The sequence below is a fragment of the Noviherbaspirillum sedimenti genome (assembly GCF_003590835.1).
In the GTDB taxonomy this organism is placed as follows: Bacteria; Pseudomonadota; Gammaproteobacteria; order Burkholderiales; family Burkholderiaceae_D; genus Paucimonas; species Paucimonas sedimenti.
Genome location: NZ_QYUQ01000002.1, coordinates 4,670,924 through 4,690,313 on the forward strand (window position 1 = coordinate 4,670,924; position 19,390 = coordinate 4,690,313).

24 protein-coding genes are annotated in these 19,390 nt (G+C 60.4%); 11 read left to right on the forward strand and 13 right to left on the reverse strand.

The window, feature by feature from the left end; genetic code table 11:
- Positions 1 to 220: 220 nt before the first annotated feature.
- On the reverse strand, positions 221 to 1,141 hold the full coding sequence (locus tag D3878_RS21710; protein WP_119787368.1) for a GIY-YIG nuclease family protein: 921 nt from the start codon (positions 1,139 to 1,141) through the stop codon (positions 221 to 223).
- 199 nt (positions 1,142 to 1,340) lie between these two features.
- Here D3878_RS21710 and D3878_RS21715 point away from each other — a divergent pair, with 199 nt between their 5' ends.
- Both D3878_RS21715 and D3878_RS21720 read left to right on the forward strand, forming a co-directional pair.
- Positions 1,341 to 2,045, forward strand: a complete 705-nt coding sequence (locus D3878_RS21715) for an AzlC family ABC transporter permease (RefSeq protein ID WP_119787369.1) — start codon at positions 1,341 to 1,343, stop codon at positions 2,043 to 2,045.
- Positions 2,042 to 2,368 (forward strand): AzlD domain-containing protein, encoded by a 327-nt coding sequence (locus D3878_RS21720; RefSeq protein ID WP_119787370.1) that lies wholly within the window; start codon positions 2,042 to 2,044, stop codon positions 2,366 to 2,368. Before D3878_RS21715 ends, D3878_RS21720 begins: the two co-directional genes overlap by 4 nt.
- A gap of 61 nt (positions 2,369 to 2,429) precedes the next feature.
- Here D3878_RS21720 and D3878_RS21725 read toward each other — a convergent pair whose 3' ends face one another.
- Positions 2,430 to 2,789 (reverse strand): hypothetical protein, encoded by a 360-nt coding sequence (locus D3878_RS21725; protein ID WP_119787371.1) that lies wholly within the window; start codon positions 2,787 to 2,789, stop codon positions 2,430 to 2,432.
- A 109-nt stretch (positions 2,790 to 2,898) separates the two neighbouring features.
- On the opposite strand from D3878_RS21725, the gene D3878_RS21730 reads away from it, so the two are divergent.
- Positions 2,899 to 3,345, forward strand: coding sequence for a hypothetical protein (locus tag D3878_RS21730; RefSeq protein WP_233556422.1), 447 nt, complete (start codon positions 2,899 to 2,901; stop codon positions 3,343 to 3,345).
- A gap of 62 nt (positions 3,346 to 3,407) precedes the next feature.
- Here the strand turns inward: D3878_RS21730 and D3878_RS21735 are convergent, their stop codons facing one another.
- The 5 genes from D3878_RS21735 to D3878_RS21755 all read right to left on the reverse strand — a co-directional run bounded on the left by D3878_RS21735 (position 3,408) and on the right by D3878_RS21755 (position 7,546).
- Entirely contained in the window at positions 3,408 to 4,634 is a 1,227-nt protein-coding gene (locus D3878_RS21735; RefSeq protein WP_119787372.1) for an extracellular catalytic domain type 1 short-chain-length polyhydroxyalkanoate depolymerase, read from the reverse strand.
- Positions 4,635 to 4,658: 24 nt separating this feature from the next.
- Positions 4,659 to 5,072 (reverse strand): CopG family transcriptional regulator, encoded by a 414-nt coding sequence (locus D3878_RS21740; RefSeq protein WP_119787373.1) that lies wholly within the window; start codon positions 5,070 to 5,072, stop codon positions 4,659 to 4,661.
- Between the two features lie 337 nt (positions 5,073 to 5,409).
- The gene (locus D3878_RS21745; RefSeq protein WP_119788074.1) at positions 5,410 to 6,126 is read right to left on the reverse strand and encodes an rRNA pseudouridine synthase; all 717 of its coding nucleotides are present in this window, start codon (positions 6,124 to 6,126) and stop codon (positions 5,410 to 5,412) included.
- A 96-nt stretch (positions 6,127 to 6,222) separates the two neighbouring features.
- Positions 6,223 to 7,149, reverse strand: a complete 927-nt coding sequence (locus D3878_RS21750) for a PA2778 family cysteine peptidase (RefSeq protein ID WP_119787374.1) — start codon at positions 7,147 to 7,149, stop codon at positions 6,223 to 6,225.
- Positions 7,150 to 7,156: 7 nt separating this feature from the next.
- Positions 7,157 to 7,546, reverse strand: a complete 390-nt coding sequence (locus D3878_RS21755; protein ID WP_119787375.1) for a PA2779 family protein — start codon at positions 7,544 to 7,546, stop codon at positions 7,157 to 7,159.
- Between the two features lie 176 nt (positions 7,547 to 7,722).
- On the opposite strand from D3878_RS21755, the gene D3878_RS23940 reads away from it, so the two are divergent.
- The 4 genes from D3878_RS23940 to D3878_RS21770 all read left to right on the forward strand — a co-directional run bounded on the left by D3878_RS23940 (position 7,723) and on the right by D3878_RS21770 (position 11,330).
- On the forward strand, positions 7,723 to 7,893 hold the full coding sequence (locus D3878_RS23940) for a hypothetical protein (RefSeq protein WP_158592347.1): 171 nt from the start codon (positions 7,723 to 7,725) through the stop codon (positions 7,891 to 7,893).
- 82 nt (positions 7,894 to 7,975) lie between these two features.
- Positions 7,976 to 9,589: an amino acid adenylation domain-containing protein gene (locus tag D3878_RS21760; protein WP_158592348.1), complete on the forward strand. Its 1,614-nt coding sequence runs from the start codon at positions 7,976 to 7,978 to the stop codon at positions 9,587 to 9,589.
- On the forward strand, positions 9,586 to 11,061 hold the full coding sequence (locus D3878_RS21765; RefSeq protein WP_147384056.1) for a hypothetical protein: 1,476 nt from the start codon (positions 9,586 to 9,588) through the stop codon (positions 11,059 to 11,061). Before D3878_RS21760 ends, D3878_RS21765 begins: the two co-directional genes overlap by 4 nt.
- Positions 11,061 to 11,330 (forward strand): acyl carrier protein, encoded by a 270-nt coding sequence (locus D3878_RS21770; protein WP_119787378.1) that lies wholly within the window; start codon positions 11,061 to 11,063, stop codon positions 11,328 to 11,330. Before D3878_RS21765 ends, D3878_RS21770 begins: the two co-directional genes overlap by 1 nt.
- A gap of 47 nt (positions 11,331 to 11,377) precedes the next feature.
- Here D3878_RS21770 and D3878_RS21775 read toward each other — a convergent pair whose 3' ends face one another.
- Genes D3878_RS21775 through asd form a run of 3 tightly spaced genes read right to left on the reverse strand, consistent with a single transcriptional unit; the run spans position 11,378 to position 13,608 of the window.
- A complete protein-coding gene (locus D3878_RS21775; protein WP_233556423.1) occupies positions 11,378 to 12,451 on the reverse strand; it encodes a M29 family metallopeptidase in 1,074 nt (357 codons plus the stop codon).
- 17 nt (positions 12,452 to 12,468) lie between these two features.
- On the reverse strand, positions 12,469 to 12,783 hold the full coding sequence (locus tag D3878_RS21780) for a cupin domain-containing protein (protein ID WP_119787379.1): 315 nt from the start codon (positions 12,781 to 12,783) through the stop codon (positions 12,469 to 12,471).
- A gap of 12 nt (positions 12,784 to 12,795) precedes the next feature.
- A complete protein-coding gene (asd, locus tag D3878_RS21785) occupies positions 12,796 to 13,608 on the reverse strand; it encodes an archaetidylserine decarboxylase (RefSeq protein ID WP_420799556.1) in 813 nt (270 codons plus the stop codon).
- A gap of 164 nt (positions 13,609 to 13,772) precedes the next feature.
- Here asd and D3878_RS21790 point away from each other — a divergent pair, with 164 nt between their 5' ends.
- Positions 13,773 to 14,426, forward strand: coding sequence for a DsbA family oxidoreductase (locus tag D3878_RS21790; protein ID WP_199688226.1), 654 nt, complete (start codon positions 13,773 to 13,775; stop codon positions 14,424 to 14,426).
- Between the two features lie 34 nt (positions 14,427 to 14,460).
- Here D3878_RS21790 and D3878_RS21795 read toward each other — a convergent pair whose 3' ends face one another.
- Positions 14,461 to 15,189, reverse strand: coding sequence for an oxygen-binding di-iron domain-containing protein (locus tag D3878_RS21795; RefSeq protein WP_119787382.1), 729 nt, complete (start codon positions 15,187 to 15,189; stop codon positions 14,461 to 14,463).
- Between the two features lie 13 nt (positions 15,190 to 15,202).
- Positions 15,203 to 15,652, reverse strand: a complete 450-nt coding sequence (locus tag D3878_RS21800) for a nuclear transport factor 2 family protein (RefSeq protein ID WP_158592350.1) — start codon at positions 15,650 to 15,652, stop codon at positions 15,203 to 15,205.
- A 237-nt stretch (positions 15,653 to 15,889) separates the two neighbouring features.
- Between D3878_RS21800 and D3878_RS21805 the strand changes: the two genes are divergently transcribed.
- Complete coding sequence (locus tag D3878_RS21805; RefSeq protein WP_119787384.1) at positions 15,890 to 16,519, forward strand: VPLPA-CTERM sorting domain-containing protein; 630 nt, start codon at positions 15,890 to 15,892, stop codon at positions 16,517 to 16,519.
- 41 nt (positions 16,520 to 16,560) lie between these two features.
- Here D3878_RS21805 and D3878_RS21810 read toward each other — a convergent pair whose 3' ends face one another.
- Positions 16,561 to 17,745 (reverse strand): MFS transporter, encoded by a 1,185-nt coding sequence (locus D3878_RS21810; RefSeq protein ID WP_158592351.1) that lies wholly within the window; start codon positions 17,743 to 17,745, stop codon positions 16,561 to 16,563.
- A 179-nt stretch (positions 17,746 to 17,924) separates the two neighbouring features.
- Between D3878_RS21810 and D3878_RS21815 the strand changes: the two genes are divergently transcribed.
- Positions 17,925 to 18,914, forward strand: a complete 990-nt coding sequence (locus D3878_RS21815) for a tripartite tricarboxylate transporter substrate binding protein BugD (RefSeq protein ID WP_119787386.1) — start codon at positions 17,925 to 17,927, stop codon at positions 18,912 to 18,914.
- 6 nt (positions 18,915 to 18,920) lie between these two features.
- Positions 18,921 to 19,388, forward strand: a complete 468-nt coding sequence (locus D3878_RS21820) for a tripartite tricarboxylate transporter TctB family protein (RefSeq protein ID WP_233556424.1) — start codon at positions 18,921 to 18,923, stop codon at positions 19,386 to 19,388.
- The last annotated feature ends 2 nt before the right edge of the window (positions 19,389 to 19,390 follow it).

Sequence of the window (19,390 nt, forward strand, 5' to 3'; positions counted from 1 at the left end):
AGAGGCCTTCGGTGGGGTCAGCAACGCTCATCTGCAATTTCCTTGTTTTGCCATTATTGCTACACTCCACCGGATTCGATCTGATTTTTATAGCTGTAACCGTTCTAAATTATAGAGCAATGTGCTTGTGTTGTGTGGTACCGACGTTTTCATGCATGCGGCGGCATCGCGGCTGCAGCGCAGGCGTCTGCCGCTGTCTGCCGCTACTTCCCGGACGGACCTAAGCCTCGCGAAATATTGCGCAAGCCTGTCTGGCGCGGTTGTGTTCAAGCTCGCCAGTGACATATGTCAGCGTGCCCGCAGCCAGCGGCCGGGCCAGGATCTTGTAGGTATCGATGTCAATGTGGCGGCGGGCGGGGAGGGCGATTTTCCGGCGCCGTCCTTCCAGCGAGCCGAGATACGACCAGCGGTCGATGACGTGGACCTGGCGCCATTGTGCATCCATCTCGACGATGCCGATCGGTCCGCCATAGGGCCAGACTGCGGCGTTCAGCTGTTCGAGCGCCAGTTGCAGGCGCTGCCGGTGCGCCTGCAGGGTTTCGCGGCCGATGCAGGCGCCGCGGCAGTGGCCGACCTGGTGCGCGAAACAGGCGCGCCCATGGGTGCTTGTCTCCAGGCCCAGCAGCGCCGGGCATAGCTGATGCCGCCGCACCAGCGCGCGCCATTCCTGCTCGGCCTCGCTGCGCGAGGCAAACAAGCCATGCAGTCCGGCCGCTTCGGCGCCGCCGGCTTCGCTGTGGCCGATAACCTGCGGGCGGCTGTCTTCGCCTTTCAGGTAAAGCGCGAACGATTCGCCGGCAAATCTGAGCAAGACATTGTAGGCCGGCTGGTAGCGCTTGATCAGGTGTGACTCCAGCAGCAAGGCGCCGATCTCGCCGGCCGTTGGCAGGAAATCGACGTGGCGGCTTTCCGCGAGCATCGCCATTTCCTCCGGCGCGCGCAGGTGCGCCAGCACGCGTGCGCGCAGGTTCACGCTCTTGCCGATGTAGAGGGGTTCGCCCGCCCGGTTGCGGAAGAAGTACACGCCCGGTTTGGGCGGCAAGGCTGCCAGGCTGGCGCGATCGATATGTGCGGGATATTCGAAATCTTCTGCCGGCCGGGACGGCATGATCAATCCGACCGAGGTGACTCTGGGACGCATGAAAACGGCTTTACTCTGGCTGCAATGACAGCCGCGCCGGATTTGTGCGGGGCGCGGATGATGTCTAGATGATTTTCGCAAGGAAAAGTTTCATGCCTGGGGGATCGTCAATCGATTCGGTATGGCCGTTGCATTTCGATGCTGCTTGCCCTTTGTTAATCTGATACATTGCAGCGTGTTTTTGATCTCGGAGCAAAGTATGCAGGCAAGTTTTCGGGAAGGCGCACGGGAAGGATTCCGTGTCGCCTTGCCGCAGTCGATCGGCTTGATTCCCTGGGCGCTGGTCACCGGCGTGGCAATGGTGACTGCCGGCTTCACGCCGCTGCAGGCGATGGGCATGAACGTGATCGTGTTTGCCGGCGTCGCCCAGCTCGGCACCTTGCCCCTGATCGTCGCCGGCGCGCCGCCGTGGCTCATTATCACCACGGCGCTGGTGCTGAACCTGCGGTTTTTGATCTTCAGTGCGGCGATCGCGCGCGGCTTTCGCGATATCGGCGCCGGCGTTCGCTGGCTTTCCAGTTACCTGCTGATCGATGGCGTGTTCGCCGCCTGCCTGGAAAAAATGCTCACCGAGGAAGACCGGCACTGGCGCCTTGGTTATTACCTGGCGCCTTCGGTCTGGTCATGGCTGCTCTGGCAAATTTTTGCGCTCACCGGCGTGCTCGCCGCCGGTGCCATTCCGCGCAGCTGGTCGATTGAATTCATGGCGACCATCGCGCTGATCGTGATCTTGCTGCCAATGGCGAAATTCCGCCCGATGCTGGTAGCGGCGGCAACCGGCGGATCGTTGGCGGTGCTGTTGCACGGCATGCCGCTGCGGCTTGGCGTCATTGTGGCGATCATCGGCGGCATCGGCGCCGGCTTTCTTGCCGAGCACTGGCAGACGAAACGGGCGCCGGCATGAATTACGATGATTCCCTGTGGCTGATCTTTTTGTTGATCGGCCTTGCCACGACTTTGCCGCGTGCCAGTTTCATCCTGCTCGGGTCCCGCGTGGCGCTGCCGCCGTTTGTGCAGCGGGCGTTGCGTTACGCGCCGGCCGCCGCGCTGGCGGCGATCGTGGTGCCGGACGTGGTGCTGGTGGCAGGCAGCCTGCAGCCATTCAATCCCAAGCTGGCCGCCGCAGTTGCCGCCGTCGCAGTCGCCCTGCGCTGGCGCAATCCGTGGCTGCCGTTCATCGCCGGCATGGCGGTGCTGCTGGCGCAGCGGTTCGGGCTTGGATGGTAAATCGGCGTCAGCTCGTGAATCGTTCAATGATTTAATTGACTCTGACCCCGAATTTCCGAATTTACGCTTGATCGATATCCGCAAGGGTCTCGCGGCCGCGCTGGGTCAGTTCGAGCTGGCCAGTTGCGGCATTGCGCACCACATGGCCTTTCTTTTCCAGGAAAATCAACACGCCGGCATCGAGCTTCACGGCAGGATCGGTGGACACGGCGCGCAAGCCATCCACGCAGTTTTTCACGAACAGCGTCTGCCTGCCTTTGTCGGTCAAGCCAAGCTTGCCCGATTTGTCATGGGCGAGGTACTTCAGGCCCGTCAGCTTTTTGGTGTTTCTTGCCACGCAGGCGCTGGGCCGGCCGCCTTTGGGCGATGCCAGGAGCTCCGACAGGGCGGCGTATTCGTCAATGGTCAAAACATCATTCATGCATTTTCCTGTTATCTAAAAGCGTGCAGGCTGCTGCACATGCCGCCATTGTCGCATCTTTGCCCCGGTCATTCATTCACAGCATGCCGCAACTGGTGTACTCTGCCGTATGCACCATGAAAACACGATCCGCTTGAGTGGTCCGTTTCGTCTCCATGATTCGTTGGGGCGTGCCTGGGAAATCGAGGGCATCCGCATCTTCGACGAGGGCTACGGCATCATTGATGTGTATGTCGATTTCGCGGCATCCATGGAGGATGCGCCCTTGTTCGAGGATGCACTGGTGATCCGGCAGATACTTGCCAGGCTGCGGGCGCTGGGCTATGCCGGGCCCGACTTCGGTCCGGGCGATCCGGGCCAGCAGGACGACAGGCTGATCGTGCTGGAGGCGCCGGAAGCATTCAGCCTGTTCGCCGCCAGCAAGGGCTGGAAAAACCTGGCGGAAGAATATGCCGACGAGCATGACGACGCATCCGTGCCGCAAGAGGTGCTGGGCGATCCGGATGCGCGCGGCGTATTCGATGCATTGATGCAGAAAATGCGCCGCAAGCCCTGAGTCTTGCAAAAAGGAGGCACTGGCGCCTCCTTATGCCTGCTTATTCCTGTGCTATTCCGTTGCTATTCCTGCTGCTGGTGCAGGGTAAAGAAGCGCAGCATTTCCTGGGCGGCATGCGGTCCCTTGGGATCGGTATACGAACCCTGGCTGTTGCCTCCTGACCAGGCATGGCCGGCGCCATGAATGCTCCAGTGCTCGGCGATTGCCTTGCCGGCGTCATCGTGCTGGACCGTCCTGGTGTAGCTGCGGCCGTTGGGTACCTGGCCGCTTTCCACCTTGAGGCCGGAGGCCGGCGTGCTGCCTGGCTGCGCCATGTTGTCCGCCTTGTCCGCCACGCATTGTGCCAGCGCCTGCTCGCCGTTGCAGGGATTGACCGTGTGATCGCGGTCGCCATGAAACACGATCACCGGCTTGCCTTTCCGTGCACCGTTGCCGCCACCGCGCGTGCCGCGCATGCCGCCGCGCATGGCGGCGAAGGCGGAAGGCAAATCATGCGCGGCGCCTGCCGGCAATCCCGAATGAATGCCGACGGCGGCATACAGCTCGGGATAGCTGTCGGCCATGATCGCCGCCATCGCGCCGCCGGCCGAGAGTCCGGCGACATACACGCGCCGCCTGTCCACCTTGTAGTCCGCCAGGATCTTGCGCGTGATATCGGCAATGATCGAAGGTTCACCCTGGTCGCGTTGCTGCTCGCCGGCTTTGAACCAGTTCCAGCAATGGGAAACGTTGGCGCCCTGTGCCTGTCCCGGATAGACGACAAGGCAATTATTTTCTTCGGCGACGTGGTTCATGCGGGTGCCGACGGCGAAGTCATCGGGATTCTGCTTGCAGCCATGCAGCATGACGATCAGCGGTAATTCCTCCTGTCCGGTATAGCCGCTGGGGATATACAGCTTGTAAGCACGGGTGCCGGCGCTGTTGCTGCAAGTGCCCGCCAGGAATTTTCCGGGCGCCGTGTCGAAAACGACGTCTTCGACTGCTTGCGCCGCGGAGTGGCCTGCCCACTTGCCGCCGGCCAGCTTGCGCAGGCGCGACAGAATGTCGGATCCCTGCGCGGCACCCGCCGGCATGGCCCCCGGTTTCCAGTCGGGCGCGGGGTTGATGTCGTGCAGCGTGCCTGCCCCCGGCATCGGCGGCGCCGTCCAGTCGAAATGCGGCATGCCGCCGGGCGTGCCTGCACCGTGCAGGGCGCGCTGGATGGCTGCGGTCGCCGCCATGGGCCCTTGCGATTGCAATATTTGGGTTGCTTCGCGCATGTTCGCGAGCATGGTGTCGTCCAGTCTCATGGCAGTCTTTCGAATGGGATGCGGTTAATGAATCCGTCCGGCCAAAGCGGCCTTGACGGCGGCGCTGGCGTGCAAGGCACCCAGCACGGTGACGGAATCGATGGTGGCCAGCGCCAGTTCAGGGCTGACATCGGCCCCGATGCTGGCCAGCCCCAATACCTGTATTTGCAGCTTTTGACCTGCGTCGCGCAGGGCTTCCAGGTCGGCGCGGGAATAATGCTGGAGGCCCAGCATCAGGCTCTTGCGCGCCACGGTTTGCCTGACGACGTCCGCATGGGTCTGCAACTGGTTGCGGATGGCCGTGCGGATCAGGTCGGTGCGGTTCGAATAAAACCCCTCCTGTACCAGCAAGTCGATTTGCCCAAGATCGATCAACCCGAGGTTGATCGTGATTTTTTCTGTTTCGCCAACTCTGAGGCTTTTTTCTGGCGCAATCATTTGTTGTCCCTTGTCAGTTTTGCTGGGTAAGGGACGTCATTTACCATCCGCTAACCAGCCATATGCCATCTATATGGATGGTATGACCGAGAAGGCACGGGAAAGTTCATCAGGATGATCAGGGCGGTGCAGTGAACGAAAAAGGGCGTGGCGCTCAAGCGCACCGCCGGTTGTGCCCGAAGGGGCGCTTGTGCCGGGCCGGGTAGCAATGACGACTGCGGCCGATACTGTCAATCTGGTGTGTAACAGCAGACCGCTTTGCCTGTATCCACAGAAAGCAAATGATGTCAGCGGTGATCTGAACCTTGCCGCAAGTTATGCCAGCTCGTGACGGAAATTAGAATCGTTCATAGTCCTGCACATACCGCCATTGTCCCGGCTGTAATCCGGCCATTGGCAGGCGTCCCAGGCGAATGCGCCTGACAGCACGCGGCGTCAGCCCGACCAGGGCGCATGCGTGCGCAATCAGCCCGGATGGTGGGGCCATGACGGCAAAGCGCAAGCGGGCTTCGTTTTGCCAGCTGACCTTCATCGGCGGCAAGGCCTTGCCTTGAAAGATGAGGCTGCGGTTGAGCTGTGCCAAGCCTTCGGGAATCATGGCACCCGCTACATCGACAATGATTTCATGCTCGATGCGCGACGCATCTTCCGTCAGTTTGCGTTTTACCCGCCAATCCTGGGTCAGCACCAGCAAGCCGCTGGCCTCGGTTTCCAGTGGTGCGGGATTGGACAGGTCCGCCAGATGCCGTTTCAGGAAACGGAAGCCGGAACGGTCATCCGCACTGCGATTGTCCGGGGTGACAAGTTGCACCGCATCTGCGGCATCCATGCCGGACGGTTTGTGCAGCAAGAAGGTGGCCGCTTGTGCCGGTTCCGCGACCGCATCAGGCTGCAGTTCAAGCTGTGCCTGCGGCCTTACCCGAAAGCCGGGCTCTTCGATAATGTTGCCATCGACCTTGACCCAGCCCCCTTCGATATAGTGCGTGGCGTCGGCGCGCGAACAGTGGAAGTGCTCGGCAACCCGCTTGGCAAGGCGAACGGTGTCTTCTGTCATGGCTTTGCCCGGTATGAGGAAAAGTACCATTGTAGCCGGGGAGCCTTCAGTGAGTCGCTGTGGTGGGCCAGGCACAAGGCAAGACCTGACCCTGCCTTACCGCCTGCCTTGTATTTCATTTTGCAATTCCAGATAGCGCGGCAGCCTCGCCCCACCAAGCACGACCGCGCGCTGGATAGCGACGGCGGCTTCTTTTTTCTTGCCCTGGTCAAGCAGCGCTTGCGCCAGGTTGTTCCAGCCGTCGGCAGACGCCGGATGCAGCTTTGTCAGCTGTCGATACGCCGCGACGGCGGCATCGAGCGAACCAAGCGCATACGCCATATTGCCGGCGCCGAGCATCAGGGTGGATTGGCCCGGCCATTTGCGCAAGCCCGTCGCATAGGCTGTCTGCGCCGCTTTTGGCGCAGTGAGCTCCAGCAGCGCTGCGGCGGCGGCATAGGAAGGCGCATCTGCGGTGGCGGGCAGGCGGGTGGGGGGCAGCAGCAGCATGGCCCACTGGTCCGCGCGCGCCCAGGTGCGCTCGAAGGTATACAGCGACATTTCCATGTCCCTGGTGCGGCCCGAGTGCAGCCGCAGCATGTTGCGGCTGCGGTCAAAACCGGTCACGACGGCGTAGTGCCACACAGGGGAAAATGAAAACGAAAGATTTTGCAGAACGATGGCCGGATTGCCGGCCGCTACTTCCTGTAGCAGGTTTTCCACACCAGGCTTGAGCTGGTAGCTCAGCAAGCCGTAGCGGCGGCCGACTGCCAGCATCTCGAGTTGCAGCGAGCCCTGGCGTGCCGGCAGGTAAACCTGCTCGACCAGATCTTCCGGCCGCAGCTGCGTGCCGGCGGCGCCTGCCGCCATGGCCAGCGCCGCCGGGCCGCACTGATAATCGTCTTGCGGATAAAAAGGCACGTCGGCGACCGTGGCCGAGGCGGGCAGCGCCTCGGGCCAGCGCTGCTGCAGCGACGCCATTTGTGGCGTCGCGCATGCCGTCAGCCACAAACTCAGGCAAACAAGCGCAAGTTTCTTACGCATCCGTTACTTATCGAATCGAGCGGGTGAACGGGAACACTTTCGTGAATCCGAGGATGTCGGTCACTAATAAAACGATAAATATCGTGAATATGATGCCGAGGACATCGCCGCCGGCCGGCGCATTGTCGATACGCGTGGCCAGTTGCTGCACTTCCGCATCCGACAGGGTGGCGACGCGATCGATTGCCGCCTGCGGGTCGACGCCTTGCGATTCCAGCGATTTGCGGACATCGTCGCGTGAAAAGAAACCGGCCACGCGGTCGCGTTCGGCAGCCATGCTGCTTGTCCCCGCTGCTTCCTGCGTGCTGACAATCGCGGCGGATGCCTGCATGGGCAAGCTCAGACCGGTCAGGCAAACGATCAGGGATGAGGCGATCAGGCGTTTAAATTTTGACATTTTTTTCTCCATGGAGTAGGACGACGGCACAAGCGATTCCGGCCAAAGGATAGATGAATTCCGCCGATGCATCCCGATATGTTTCAACTTGTTACTGTTAACTATCGGGAAATGAATTCATCCCAGGAAATACACGCAGGCGTTCACTTTTACTGGATTCGGCCTATGAAGATTTGATGTCTCTCAACTTGATTGTCGATACCCTTGGTGAGAATGGCATTGTGTGCAGACAAGTTTTAAACGGGATTTTCCTGTTTGATTTTACGGGTGCCTTTATGGCCAAATCTGTTTATGCGCAAATAGCCTGGATTGACCCTGTGCCTATACTTTCCTTTCATCTGCATTGAACAAGCCGCAGGGATGTTTGCCTTTGCATTGGCGGAATAGTCGCGCAGTAAGTGCATGCAGAAAGCAACGGGAGGCTGGCATATGGAAAACGATGCAATGACTTTCAACCTGGCGAGTGCAGTGCACCGGCACAGCCAAGCCACTCCGCAAGCCTTTGCGCTTTCGTTTGAAGGCAGTTACCTCACCTACGGCCAGCTTGCCGCGCAGGCGGCGGGTCTGGCCGAATGCCTGAAAAACAGTCCCGGATGGACAGGAAAAAATGGCGCGCAGCCGCGTGTGGGCATCCTGGCATCGCGCAGCGCCGATGCCTGCATTGCCTTGCTGGGGGCGAGCTGGGCAGGCGCAACCTATGTGCCGCTTGGACTCAAATTGCCCGAGGAACGGCTTCTCACGATTCTGTCGCTCTGCAATCTTTCGGCGATTGTCGCCGATGCGCAGGGCGCCAGGCTGTTGAGCGAGAAGGTATTGCAAGCCGGGCCGCCGCTGGTCTGCGTGCTGGGCGCCGCGCCACCCGTTGCACCGTCCGGCCCGCCGGACGACGGCAGGATTGCCTGGCTCGATCCCCAGGCGCTGGCAGCGAGCGCACCGGGCCAGAGCCAGCCCGCGCATGTCAAGGCAACGGACACCGCCTATATCATCTTCACCTCGGGCACCACCGGCATTCCCAAGGGCGTGATGATCGCCGCCGGCGCGATTCGCCACTACGTCGAGACGGTGACAGCAATGCTGGGACTGCGGGAAACGGACCGCGCGCTCGAAACCTGCGAACTGACTTTTGACGTCTCATTGCACAACATGTTCTGCACCTGGGAAGCCGGCGCTTCGCTGCATGTGCTTCCCGCCGCGCGGGTCATGAATGCGGTCAAGTTCGCCCGGGAGAATGCACTGACGGTATGGAACTCCGTGCCCTCGCTCGTCGGCATGCTGCGGCAGGTAAAGGCATTGGGCCCGTCCGCGCTGCCAGGACTGCGGCTGACGGTTTTCGGCGGCGAACAATTGTCCAAAGGCGCAGTCGAGGCATGGAAAGCGGCGGCGCCTGCCAGTACGATCCACAATTTTTACGGGCCTACGGAAGTGACGGTGTACTGCCTGAGCCAGCTGCTTGCCGAACCGACGCCGTTGACACCAGGACGCGACGTGGTGGCCATTGGCACGGCGCTGCCCGGCAGTGAAGCCGCGGTGCTGGATGCGGCCGGCAATCCTGTTGCGGATAATTGCGTCGGCGAACTGGCGCTGGCTGGCGTGCAGCTGGCGATCGGCTACCTGAACGCCCCGGAACTGACCAATGCACGCTTTGCCACGTTTGCCGGCAAGCGCTGGTATCTGACCGGCGATCTGGCGATGCGCGATGCCACTGGCACCTTCCACTGGCTCGGCCGCATGGACAACCAGGTCAAGGTGATGGGGCATCGGGTGGAACTCGAAGAGATCGATGCCCATCTGCGCGTCGTCGCCGATGCCGACATGGTGGCGTCGGTGCCCTGGCCTATGGTGGAGGGCGCAGCGCAAGGCCTGGTGGCCTTTGTCGGCGCCAGCATCATCGACGATGCTCAGATCAGCCGGGCGCTCAAGGCACGCCTGCCGCATTACATGATTCCAAGCCGAATCTTCGCCATAGAGGACATGCCTTTGAACTCGAATGGCAAAGTCGACCGCAAGGCCTTGCGTCAACGCCTCGAATCCGGGATGGAATGATGACCGACCCGGCTTTGATCGAAAAATCGCTCGGCAAAGTCGGCACGCAAGGCGCAAATAGCCGCCAGCTGCGCGACCTCTGGGCCATCGATCAACGCGAGCGCGTGGTGCGCCTGGCCCAGTCGGCGATCGGCAAAGTGGTACTTGTCGGGCTATGCGCTGCAATGGCCCGGCTGGCGGGCGTCGGCGTCCTGTTCGTCCTGCTGGCGGCGGCATTCGCCTACCTGCCGAAATGGCGCAACTGGATTGTGCTTGCCGGCGCCGTTACCGCAGTGGTACGCAATCCCAAGGCGGAGCTGGCGGGAACCGGCGCAATCCTGTTGCAGGAGGGCTTGCAGGCGGCGCTCGCGCCGACGCTGGGCGCAGCAGCGTTGATCGTGTACTTTGCCTGTGCCTGCGGCGCACTGGCATTGGTGCGCCGGAACAAGACACTCTTTCTTGCGCGCCGGCCGGTGGTGAGCCTGCTCGGTGTGACAGCGCTGCTGTGCGGCCTGGCAAGCGCACCGCTTCTCCACGGTCTGCCCCGTGCGGCATTGTGGGCATTCCTGACGGTCTTCACTGCGTACATTTGGTTTTTCGCCTATGCGCTAATGGACCAGCGCTCGCGCGAGCCTGGTCCGCTGCTTTTCCAGGTGGGCATCTTGCATCCTTTCTGGGGATCGTCGGCGACGCCGCTCGGAAAAGGTGCGGCGTTTCTGCGCAAGCATCAATCGAAGAGCGCTGAAGAGCTTGCGGTCACGCAGCTGAAGGGCTTGAAGCTGCTGGCCTGGGCACTGCTTCTCATACTGGTGAATAAAGTTCTGGTGGAACTGTTTGAAGTCCGGCTGGGCATCCCCAGGCCGGAACTTGCCTATGCGGCATTCATGAAAGGCGCGCCCTTGCCGATCTGGAGCAACTGGGCCAGTCTGGTCTGGGCGACGTTCGGCGGCACCTTGACGCTGGCGATCTGGGGCCACAAGATCATTGCGGTGGCGCGTCTGGCCGGCTACCGACTGCCGCGAAACACCTGGCGACCGCTGGAGTCGCGCACGCTCGCGGAATTCTGGAATCGCTATTATTACTACTTCAAGGAATTGCTGGTCGAGTTTTTCTTCTTCCCGACATTTCTTCGGGTGTTCCGCAAGCATCCCCGCCTGCGGGTGTTTTTCGCAACATTCATGGCAGCCGGCGTCGGCAATGCGATTTACCACTTCATCGGAGATATCGAGGCCGTTGCGATCATGGGCCTGTGGCCGGCCGCCGAAAGCTATGCGAGCTACCTGTTCTATTGCGTCGTGCTGGCGACCGGCATCGGCATTTCGCAGGCCAGGATGAGCGCAGGCCGAAAGCCATCGCCGACATTCATGGGCAGCTTGTGGTCGGTGCTGTGCGTCTGGAGCTTTTTCGTCTGCCTGCATGTCTTTGGCGATGGTACGCGGATCCTTTCATTGCGGGATCGGTTTTCTTTTTTTGCCAGCCTCTTTGGACTTTGATGATGGATGACACCGCTAAAATAAAATTGCGCGAGTTCCTGATGGAGCGTTTGCGTGACGCCGGGGATCGCTCCGACTTTGCCGATGACAGTTCCCTCTTCGTCAGCGGCAGGCTCGATTCGCTGTCGATGACGCGGCTGGTGATGTTCCTGGAGGAGGCGTTCGACATCGATTTTTCCGATGTCGATTTCGATGTCGAGCTGATCGATTCAGTGAATGATATCCAGGCATTTGTCGATACCTGCGCTGCGCAACGTGCCGGTTCCTGAAATGACGGACTTTGCGCCTCGGGCAATCTGAAGAGGCCGGGGACCTGTCAGACCTGCCAGGCGCCGTCGCGATACACCACTTCATCGCCAAGCATCATCGTTTCCGTGACGGCAAAGACATCGATGTGATGCCGGGCATTTGCGCGCCTGATCTGGGGTTTGTTGTAGATCCCGTGTTTGGCGCCAAGCGACAGGTGGATGCCGCACATGCGTTCGTAGGTGCCGATATCGCTGACCATCCGGTCCTTGGAAAAAGCGCGGTTCATGCCAAAGCCGAGTTCACGCAACCAGACCTCGCCCTCATCGGCGCGAATATTGGTCAGCACCTGGTCGAATTCTGGCGTGGAATCGACCGTGCCGGTCACGCGTCCATTGGTGATTTCCAGCGTGATCGGTGTGTCCGGGCGATTGACCGCGAACGACGTGTCGCCAAACACAAAAATGCGCACGCGGCCGTTGACCGCTTCCAGATCCTTCGCCTCCGTGAAAACTTCACCGATGGGAAACTGGCCGCCGACGTTTTTCATTCCGCGGTAATCGCCGACATTCAGCTTGGCCGGCTCAAAAGGCGAGCCGAAGACCAGGCGCTCGCCGCCGCTGTCGATCACGCCACTGCGTGCGCGATCGATCTTTTCCTTCAGGGCATGGCCAACGTCACGATAATACGCCGGGTCATAGGCCAGCGACTCGATGTAGTAGAGCGCTTCCCGCCCGGGCATGCGGACCAGATGCGGATGCTCGATCACCTTCAGGTCGCGCTTGAAGAGCTCGACACGAATGCGGAAGGCGTCCAGGCGAAAATTGGTCGATTGAATCAATACCACGAGGTCCGACGGCGCGAGCAGCGCAAAAGCCGCAATCACGGCCGTCGGTGCGACTGCATCAAAGTCGATGAATGTCGCCATGGGCAGGCAGCGCCGATACGCCTCGGTCAGCGCAATCGCCAGCGCGCAGCGCGCATCGAATACGACCACCGCAGTCTGCGGATGCGCATGTTCGAACGCGATGCCAAGAATATCGCGCAGATGCCTGGCTGCGGCATCAACTGCTTCTGTGGGGAGGGCGTCGATTACTGTAGCGGGGCAATCAGTAAAGGGAGATTCGTGTTCGATCAGGCGCATCGTCGGCAGTGGTGGGGTCAGGATAAACTGAAAACCTTCACCAACTTCAGATCTTCGTTGCCGACGACGTCGAATGTGTACGCCCCTTTTTCCAGACTGATCCATTCGGCAGCCGACAAGGCCACTTCCTTGCCATCGCCGGAGATCTTGCAGCTCCCCGCCAGCACATACAAAACAAATGCATGACCGGCTTTGGCAGGCACGCTTGCGCCGGCTTCATAGGTATTGACGTAAATTTTGAAATTTTCCTGAGGCCGATGCAGGGCGCGAATCGCCTCCTCGGAAATGGATTCGGCGGAGAGGTCGGTCCAGCTTTTTTTGATCATGTTCATAGTATTTGTCTTTCAATCGGGCTTGTAGCCCATTGCTTCGCCCAGGCGGATAGCGCGCATCGCCGTCCACGCGGGGTTGAATTCCAGTTTCCCACGCGGGAAAAGCATCACGACCGTGGAGCCGAGCAGAAAGCGGCCCATTTCCTCGCCTTTTTTCAGGACGATCTCCTGGTCATCGTAGCGCCATTCGCGCACTTTTCCCGGGCGCGTCGGGTTCACTACGCCGTGCCAGACGGTCGCCATGCTGCCGACGATGGTGGCGCCGACCAGCACCAGCACGAACGGCCCGGATGCCGAATCAAACACGCACACCACGCGTTCATTGCGGGCGAATAAGCCCGGCACGCCGCGCGCCGTTGTCGGGTTTACCGAAAACAGCGCACCCGGCACATAGATCATGCGCGTCAGCCGGCCATCGCAGGGCATGTGAATGCGATGGTAGTCGCGCGGGCTGAGGTACAGCGTGGCGAAACTGCCATTCTCGAACTGCGCCGCCAGTGCGCCATCGCCGCCAACCAGCGCGGTGGTCGAATAGCGGTGGCCCTTGGCCTGGAAGATCTGGTCTTTTTCGATGGCGCCGAACTGGCTGATCGCGCCGTCGACCGGGCAGATGAAGTCGGCGTCGTCCAGCGGGCGCGCGCCATCGCGCAGGGCGCGCGTGAAAAATTCGTTAAAACTTGAGTAGCTGGCAATGTCCGGATTGTGCGCTTCCGCCATATTCACGCCATAGCGCCGCACGAACCAGCGAATCAGTTGCGGCGTGAAGCGCGGATCCTGGACGCCCGCGACCCGACCGGCAAAGCTCGTCAGCGCCTGCTTGGGCAAAAGATATTGATGTAATACGGAAAAGCGCTTGGGCACAGCCTACCTCGCGGGAAAAATTTGGCCTCGATTATACCGTCATGTATTCGGGGCAAGGTGCGGGGGCGGGGGTGTCAGCGTAGAATCGGTCACCTGTGTTCATTCTTTGCATAAATAAGGCGCCCCAATTGACTACCCCAATGAAGATCGATTTTGTTTCCGATGTGTCGTGCCCGTGGTGCATCATCGGCTTGAACTCGCTGCAGCAGGCGCTTGACACGCTCGGCAACGAGATCGCGGTTGACCTGCATTTTCAGCCATTCGAGCTGAACCCCGCGATGCCGCCCGCCGGGCAGGATCTGAATGAACACCTCAACGAAAAGTACAGCCTGACGCCGGAACAACTGGCCCAGAACCGTGAAGCGATCCGCACGCGCGGCGAACAGCTTGGCTTCATTTTCAACATGGACAAGCGCAGCCGCATCTACAATACCTTCGATGCGCACCGGCTATTGCATTGGGCCGGGCTGGAAGGAAAGCAACTGGCACTCAAGCATGCGTTGTTTGCCGCCTATTTCACCGCGGGCGAAAACCCGGGTGCGCACGATGTGCTGATCCGGCTGGCCGGCGAGGTGGGGCTGGATACGGCGCAGGCGCAGAAAATCCTGGATTCAGACGCCTATGCCATGCAAGTGCGGCAACAGCAGGCCTTTTATCAGCGCCAGGGGATACGCTCGGTGCCGGCGATTATCATCAATGACCGGCACCTTATCCAGGGTGGCCAGCCGGCCGAAGTGTTCGCGCAGGCCTTGCGCGAGATTGCCGCCGCGAACGGTACGTGATCGCGATGAAAGCGCTCCCCAGCGGATAGAAAGCCTATTGTTCCGCGAGCCTGTCGCCCAGCGCACGCAGCAGGTTTGCCCCGTCCCCACGCCAGGCACTGCCGTGCATGCACGCCAGAGTAGCCGGGGATTCGCGCGCCAACTTTTCCAGCAACATTTTTGCATGGGTCGAGTGCGAAAAATAATCCATGGTTTTGCGGAATGCCTCGCTGGCGTCGAGGATGTCGCTCTCCGTCAAGGCGACCGCGCCGGTGCCGCCCTGGGTGAATAGGTCGCCGCAGAACATTGTTCGCGTTGTGGTATCCATCAAATAGCCGGTTTCCCAGCCGTGCGGCAAATGCGGCGCATCCAGCCATTTGAGCGCATGTTTTCCCAGCGCGAGTGCTTCGCCATCGGCCATTGCCCGGGCCGGCCGGTCGGCAACATCATTGACCGACACCATCGCCGCAATGCGGCCGCACACCGGGATCGACTGCGGTGCGGCTGCCAGCCAATCATTGAGCGAGCCGCATTCATCCGCTTCGAAATGCGACAAGGCGACGAACTGCAGGCGGCTCACTGGCATCAGGCTTTCGACCGCTTCGCGCACCAGGGGAAACATTTTTCGCGGTCCCGTATGGAACAGCAGCGGCTGGTCGTCGATAACCAGATACTGGTTGAATGAAAATCCGCCCGGGATCTGATCCATGCCGGTGTTGATGCGATAGATACCGTCAGCAACTTCATGGACATTCGTCCCGGAACTTACGTTTGTGATAGTCATGTCTGCGAGCCCGCTAATGCAGCAGAGAGGCGTCTGAATCCTTATCCCGCAATGTCATGTCCGCTGGCATGAACGCGTCCCGGCCTGCCGCAGTGTCGTTGAATTGCTGGAAGCGGACGATCTTGCCATCGCGGATGGTAAAGATATGCACCCAGGGATTATCATAGGATTGCCCGGTTGCCTTGACTATCCATCTCGATTGTCCCGTGACAACCACTTTGTCGCCTTCGGCAATCGCTTCCTGCGGTTCGAACTGCTCCGCTTCCTGGGCATTGCCCATCTCGGCAAAGAATTGCCTCACTTCCTGCTTGCCGTGATAGTGGCCCGAGAAGGGCATGAATTCGGTTGGCACGCCAACCCATTCGACATCATCTGCAAAAAACTGGAGCAGCCCTTCAATATCGCCGGCCTGAAATAATTGATACTCTCGCAAAATCATTTCCTTGTTTTGCTGGCTGTCCATTTCATTCTCCTTCGCGTGTCCTGATATCCCCTTTGTTCCTTCTTGAAGTTCAAGATAGGCCGGCATCCTGGCAAGCGATTGAGGCTGATCAAACAGGGAATATTCGCCCCTTGGTCAGGTCCAAGCGTTTGAAAAGTTTAGGAATAATCAACACCAGAAAAAATGGCGCGACTAATACTTGCTTGTTATAAAAATAATTTTCTAATTTTCAACATTACATGAAATAGGGAGCAATTAATGAAACAAACCATATGCGCTTGCTGCATTGCCACCATTGCTTATGCCATTGGATCGCCCGCTTCGGCGACCGCCATCTGGAGCGACGAATTCAATCGCAGCAACAGCAATACCGTCGGCAATAACTGGGTTGAATTGGGTGATAATAACAACGATGTCGGCATTCAGAGTAACGCTCTTCGCTTGCGAGATGAACTGCCCGGAAATCCTGATGCCGCTGCAACGCAGGTTTCAATCAGCACGGTGGGCTTTAACGCGATTAACGTCAGTTATGCATGGGCACCGTTGACGGAGTCGGATTCAGGTGACTACCTACATGCCGCATGGAAAGTTTCCTCCTCAACAAACTGGATAGAACTGGTGGCGGGTGATGGCCATGGCCTCGGCGGCAGTGGTTCGCCGTATACGCCGGCCAATTATAGCCTTGGCAATCTGGCCGATAACACCAGTATTGATTTCCGCTTCTGGACTGATGTAAGCGACTCCGACGAAGGTGCGTTAATCGACTACGTCCGTTTCACAGGCACCGCTATTCAAGCAGCGGCAGTACCTGAGCCTGCCGCGCTGACGCTGCTTGCCGCCGGTTTGCTCGGTCTGGGCACGGTACGCCGTCGCAGGACAGTAATCTGATATTTCGCTTCAGGAATGCTAGACCTCGTCCGCATATCGTTTTACACAGCTGGCGCAGTCTGGTCGTTGGCGCGCGGGTAGGGCAGCACGACTGCGAGGCTGGCGGCGCAGGCGACCAGCATGACGGTCATCAAGGGCGCGATGGAGCGGCCGTCCATGAAGGGCGCCGCCACCTGGGTGCCGACTGCACCGGCGACCAGCACCGCCAGGGTCAGCAATGCAGACGCGCGTCCCATTTGCGCCGGCGGCAGGGCCAGCACCTCGCTGAATGTGGCCGGCCCGCGAATCGCCAGTCCGCCGCAGAAGGCGCACCAGAAAACGGCGAGCCCGGCAAACGACAATGGCACGATAAAGCTCAGTGCCAGCATCGCCGCGCACAGCAGCGCCTGCAGCCAGGCGCCAAGCTGGATGGCGCCGGCGATGCCCAGCTGCTTGCTGATGCGGCCTGCCTGGCTCGCTCCCACGATAAAGCTGGCGACGCCCAGCAGCTGCAGCATTGAAAATGCCGACGGCCCCAGCCCCAATGCATTGAGCAACAATTGCGGCGCACTCGCCACGCACGCCAGCATCGCGCCGAAGCTCAATGCATGCGAAGCGGCCAGCCGGCGGAACTTGCTGGTGCCAAGCACGGCGGCATAGGACGCGTTGACGGTGCGGTCCAGCCCCGGCAATTCGCGCGGCGTCACGCGCACCACGAACGGCAGCACCAGCAGCGTCAGGCCGCCGATGACCCAGAAAGTGGCGCGCCAGTCGGCGTAGTGCAGCAATGCCGCGCCGAGCGCCGGCCCGGCTGCCGGAATGATCGCCTCCACCATGCTGATCGTCGCCACTCCGCGCACTGCATCCGCATCCGACAAGGTGGCGCGTACCACGCTGGGGGCAACCACCAGCGCGGCGCCCGCCGCCACGCCCTGGAGCAGGCGCATCAACAGCAGGAATCCGATGGTCGGCGCCAGCGCGCAAGCGATGCTGGTTGCGACCAGCATCCAGATGCCGATGGTGACCGACTGGCGCGGCCCGCAGCGCGTCAGGACTTCTGCCCACAACAGTTGCGATGCCGCCAGCCCGGCCAGGAAAAGGGCGATGGTGGCCTGCGCCAGCGTCACGTCGATACCGAAGGAGGCCTGCAGGTTAGGCACTGCCGGCAAATAGAAATCCATGGCCAGCATGCTGGCGCCGGTAACCAGCGATAGCGGCAGGACGGTTTTGATGGAACTCGCTGACATGGCGGAAACCTTCAATGCATGGGAAGGCTGAATCATACGCGATGGCGTGCGGCGGGCCTTGCTTTCATGCCAATAATGGTAATAATGGTGACAGCAATTTGTACCGAATGAAGACGTAATAATGGTGCGCTGCGCCATTATTGTTCGGATTTTTCCCGATCATCAAAGGAGTGAGACACATGAAAAACAAATTCCTGCAGTGCGTGGCTGGCGCTGCCTTAATGGTATTCGCAGCGGTAGCCCCGGCGGCCTTGGCGCAGTCGGCCTATCCCACCAAAAGCATCACGATGATCGTGCCGTTTTCCGCCGGCGGGCCTACCGATACGGTGGCGCGCCTGATTGCGCAGTCGATGAGCGCGGACCTGAAGCAGCAGATCCTGGTCGAGAATGTCGGCGGCGCCGGCGGCACGCAGGGCGCCAATCGCGTGGCGCACGCCGACCCGGATGGCTATACGGTGCTGCTGCACCATATCGGCATGTCGACCGCGCCGGCGCTGTATCGCAAGCTGCCGTTCAATGCGGTCGAGGATTTTGCGACGATTGGCCTGGTCAACGAAGTGCCGATGACGATCGTCGCCCGCAACGACTTCCCGGCCAAAACCCTGAAGGAGCTGATCGACTATGTGAAAAAGAACCAGGACAAGGTCAGCTATGCCAACGCCGGCGTCGGCGCCGCATCGCACCTGTGCGGGATGCTGTTCATGTCGGCGATTAACACGCAGCTGACGACGATTCCGTACAAGGGCACGGGGCCGGCGATGAACGATCTGCTGGGCGGCAAGGTGGATTTCATGTGCGACCAGACCACCAACACCACCAGCCAGATCAAGGGCGGCAAGATCAAGGTGTATGCCGTCACCACCAAAAAACGGGTGCCTTCGCTTGCGGACGTGCCGACTGCGCAAGAAGCGGGTCTGCCGGGATTTGAAGTCGCCGTCTGGCATGGCATTTACGCGCCCAAGGGTACCCCAAAGCCGGTGATCGACCGCCTCAACAAGGCGCTGAAGGCGGCGCTGAAGGATGAAACGGTCAAGCTGCGATTTGCCGACCTCGGCACCGAGCCGGCGGCCGACAATCTGGTCACGCCGGAAGCGCATCTGGCGCACCTGAAAGCGCAGATTGCGCTGTGGGATCCGATCATCAAGAAAGCCGGTGCGTTTGCCGATTGAGCGGGGGTGGCTTTGATTGCACGGATACGTAATCCCAGGGATTTCTGGGCAGGGCTGATCTATATCGCCATCGGCGTGGGTGCAGTCGTTCTGGCGCAGGACTACAAGATGGGCACTGCGATCAGAATGGGGCCGGGGTATTTTCCCGTCGTGCTGGGCGGCTTGCTGATGGCAATCGGGATAATCTCGGTCGGGCGTTCGCTGGTGCGTGAAGGCGAGCCGATCGGCAGCTTCGCGCTGAAAGGCTTGCTGCTGGTGGTCGGCGGCATGCTGCTGACCGGTTTTCTGTTCCGCAAGGCCGGCCTGGTCGTGGCCCTGCCGCTACTGATCATGATCACGTCTTACGCGAGCATCAAGTTTCGCTGGGGCGCGAGCCTGGCGCTGGCGGCGGGCCTGACGGCATTCTGCATGCTGATATTTGCCTATGGGCTGGGGTTGCCGCTGCCTGTGCTGGGCAAGTGGTTCGGCGCTTAAGG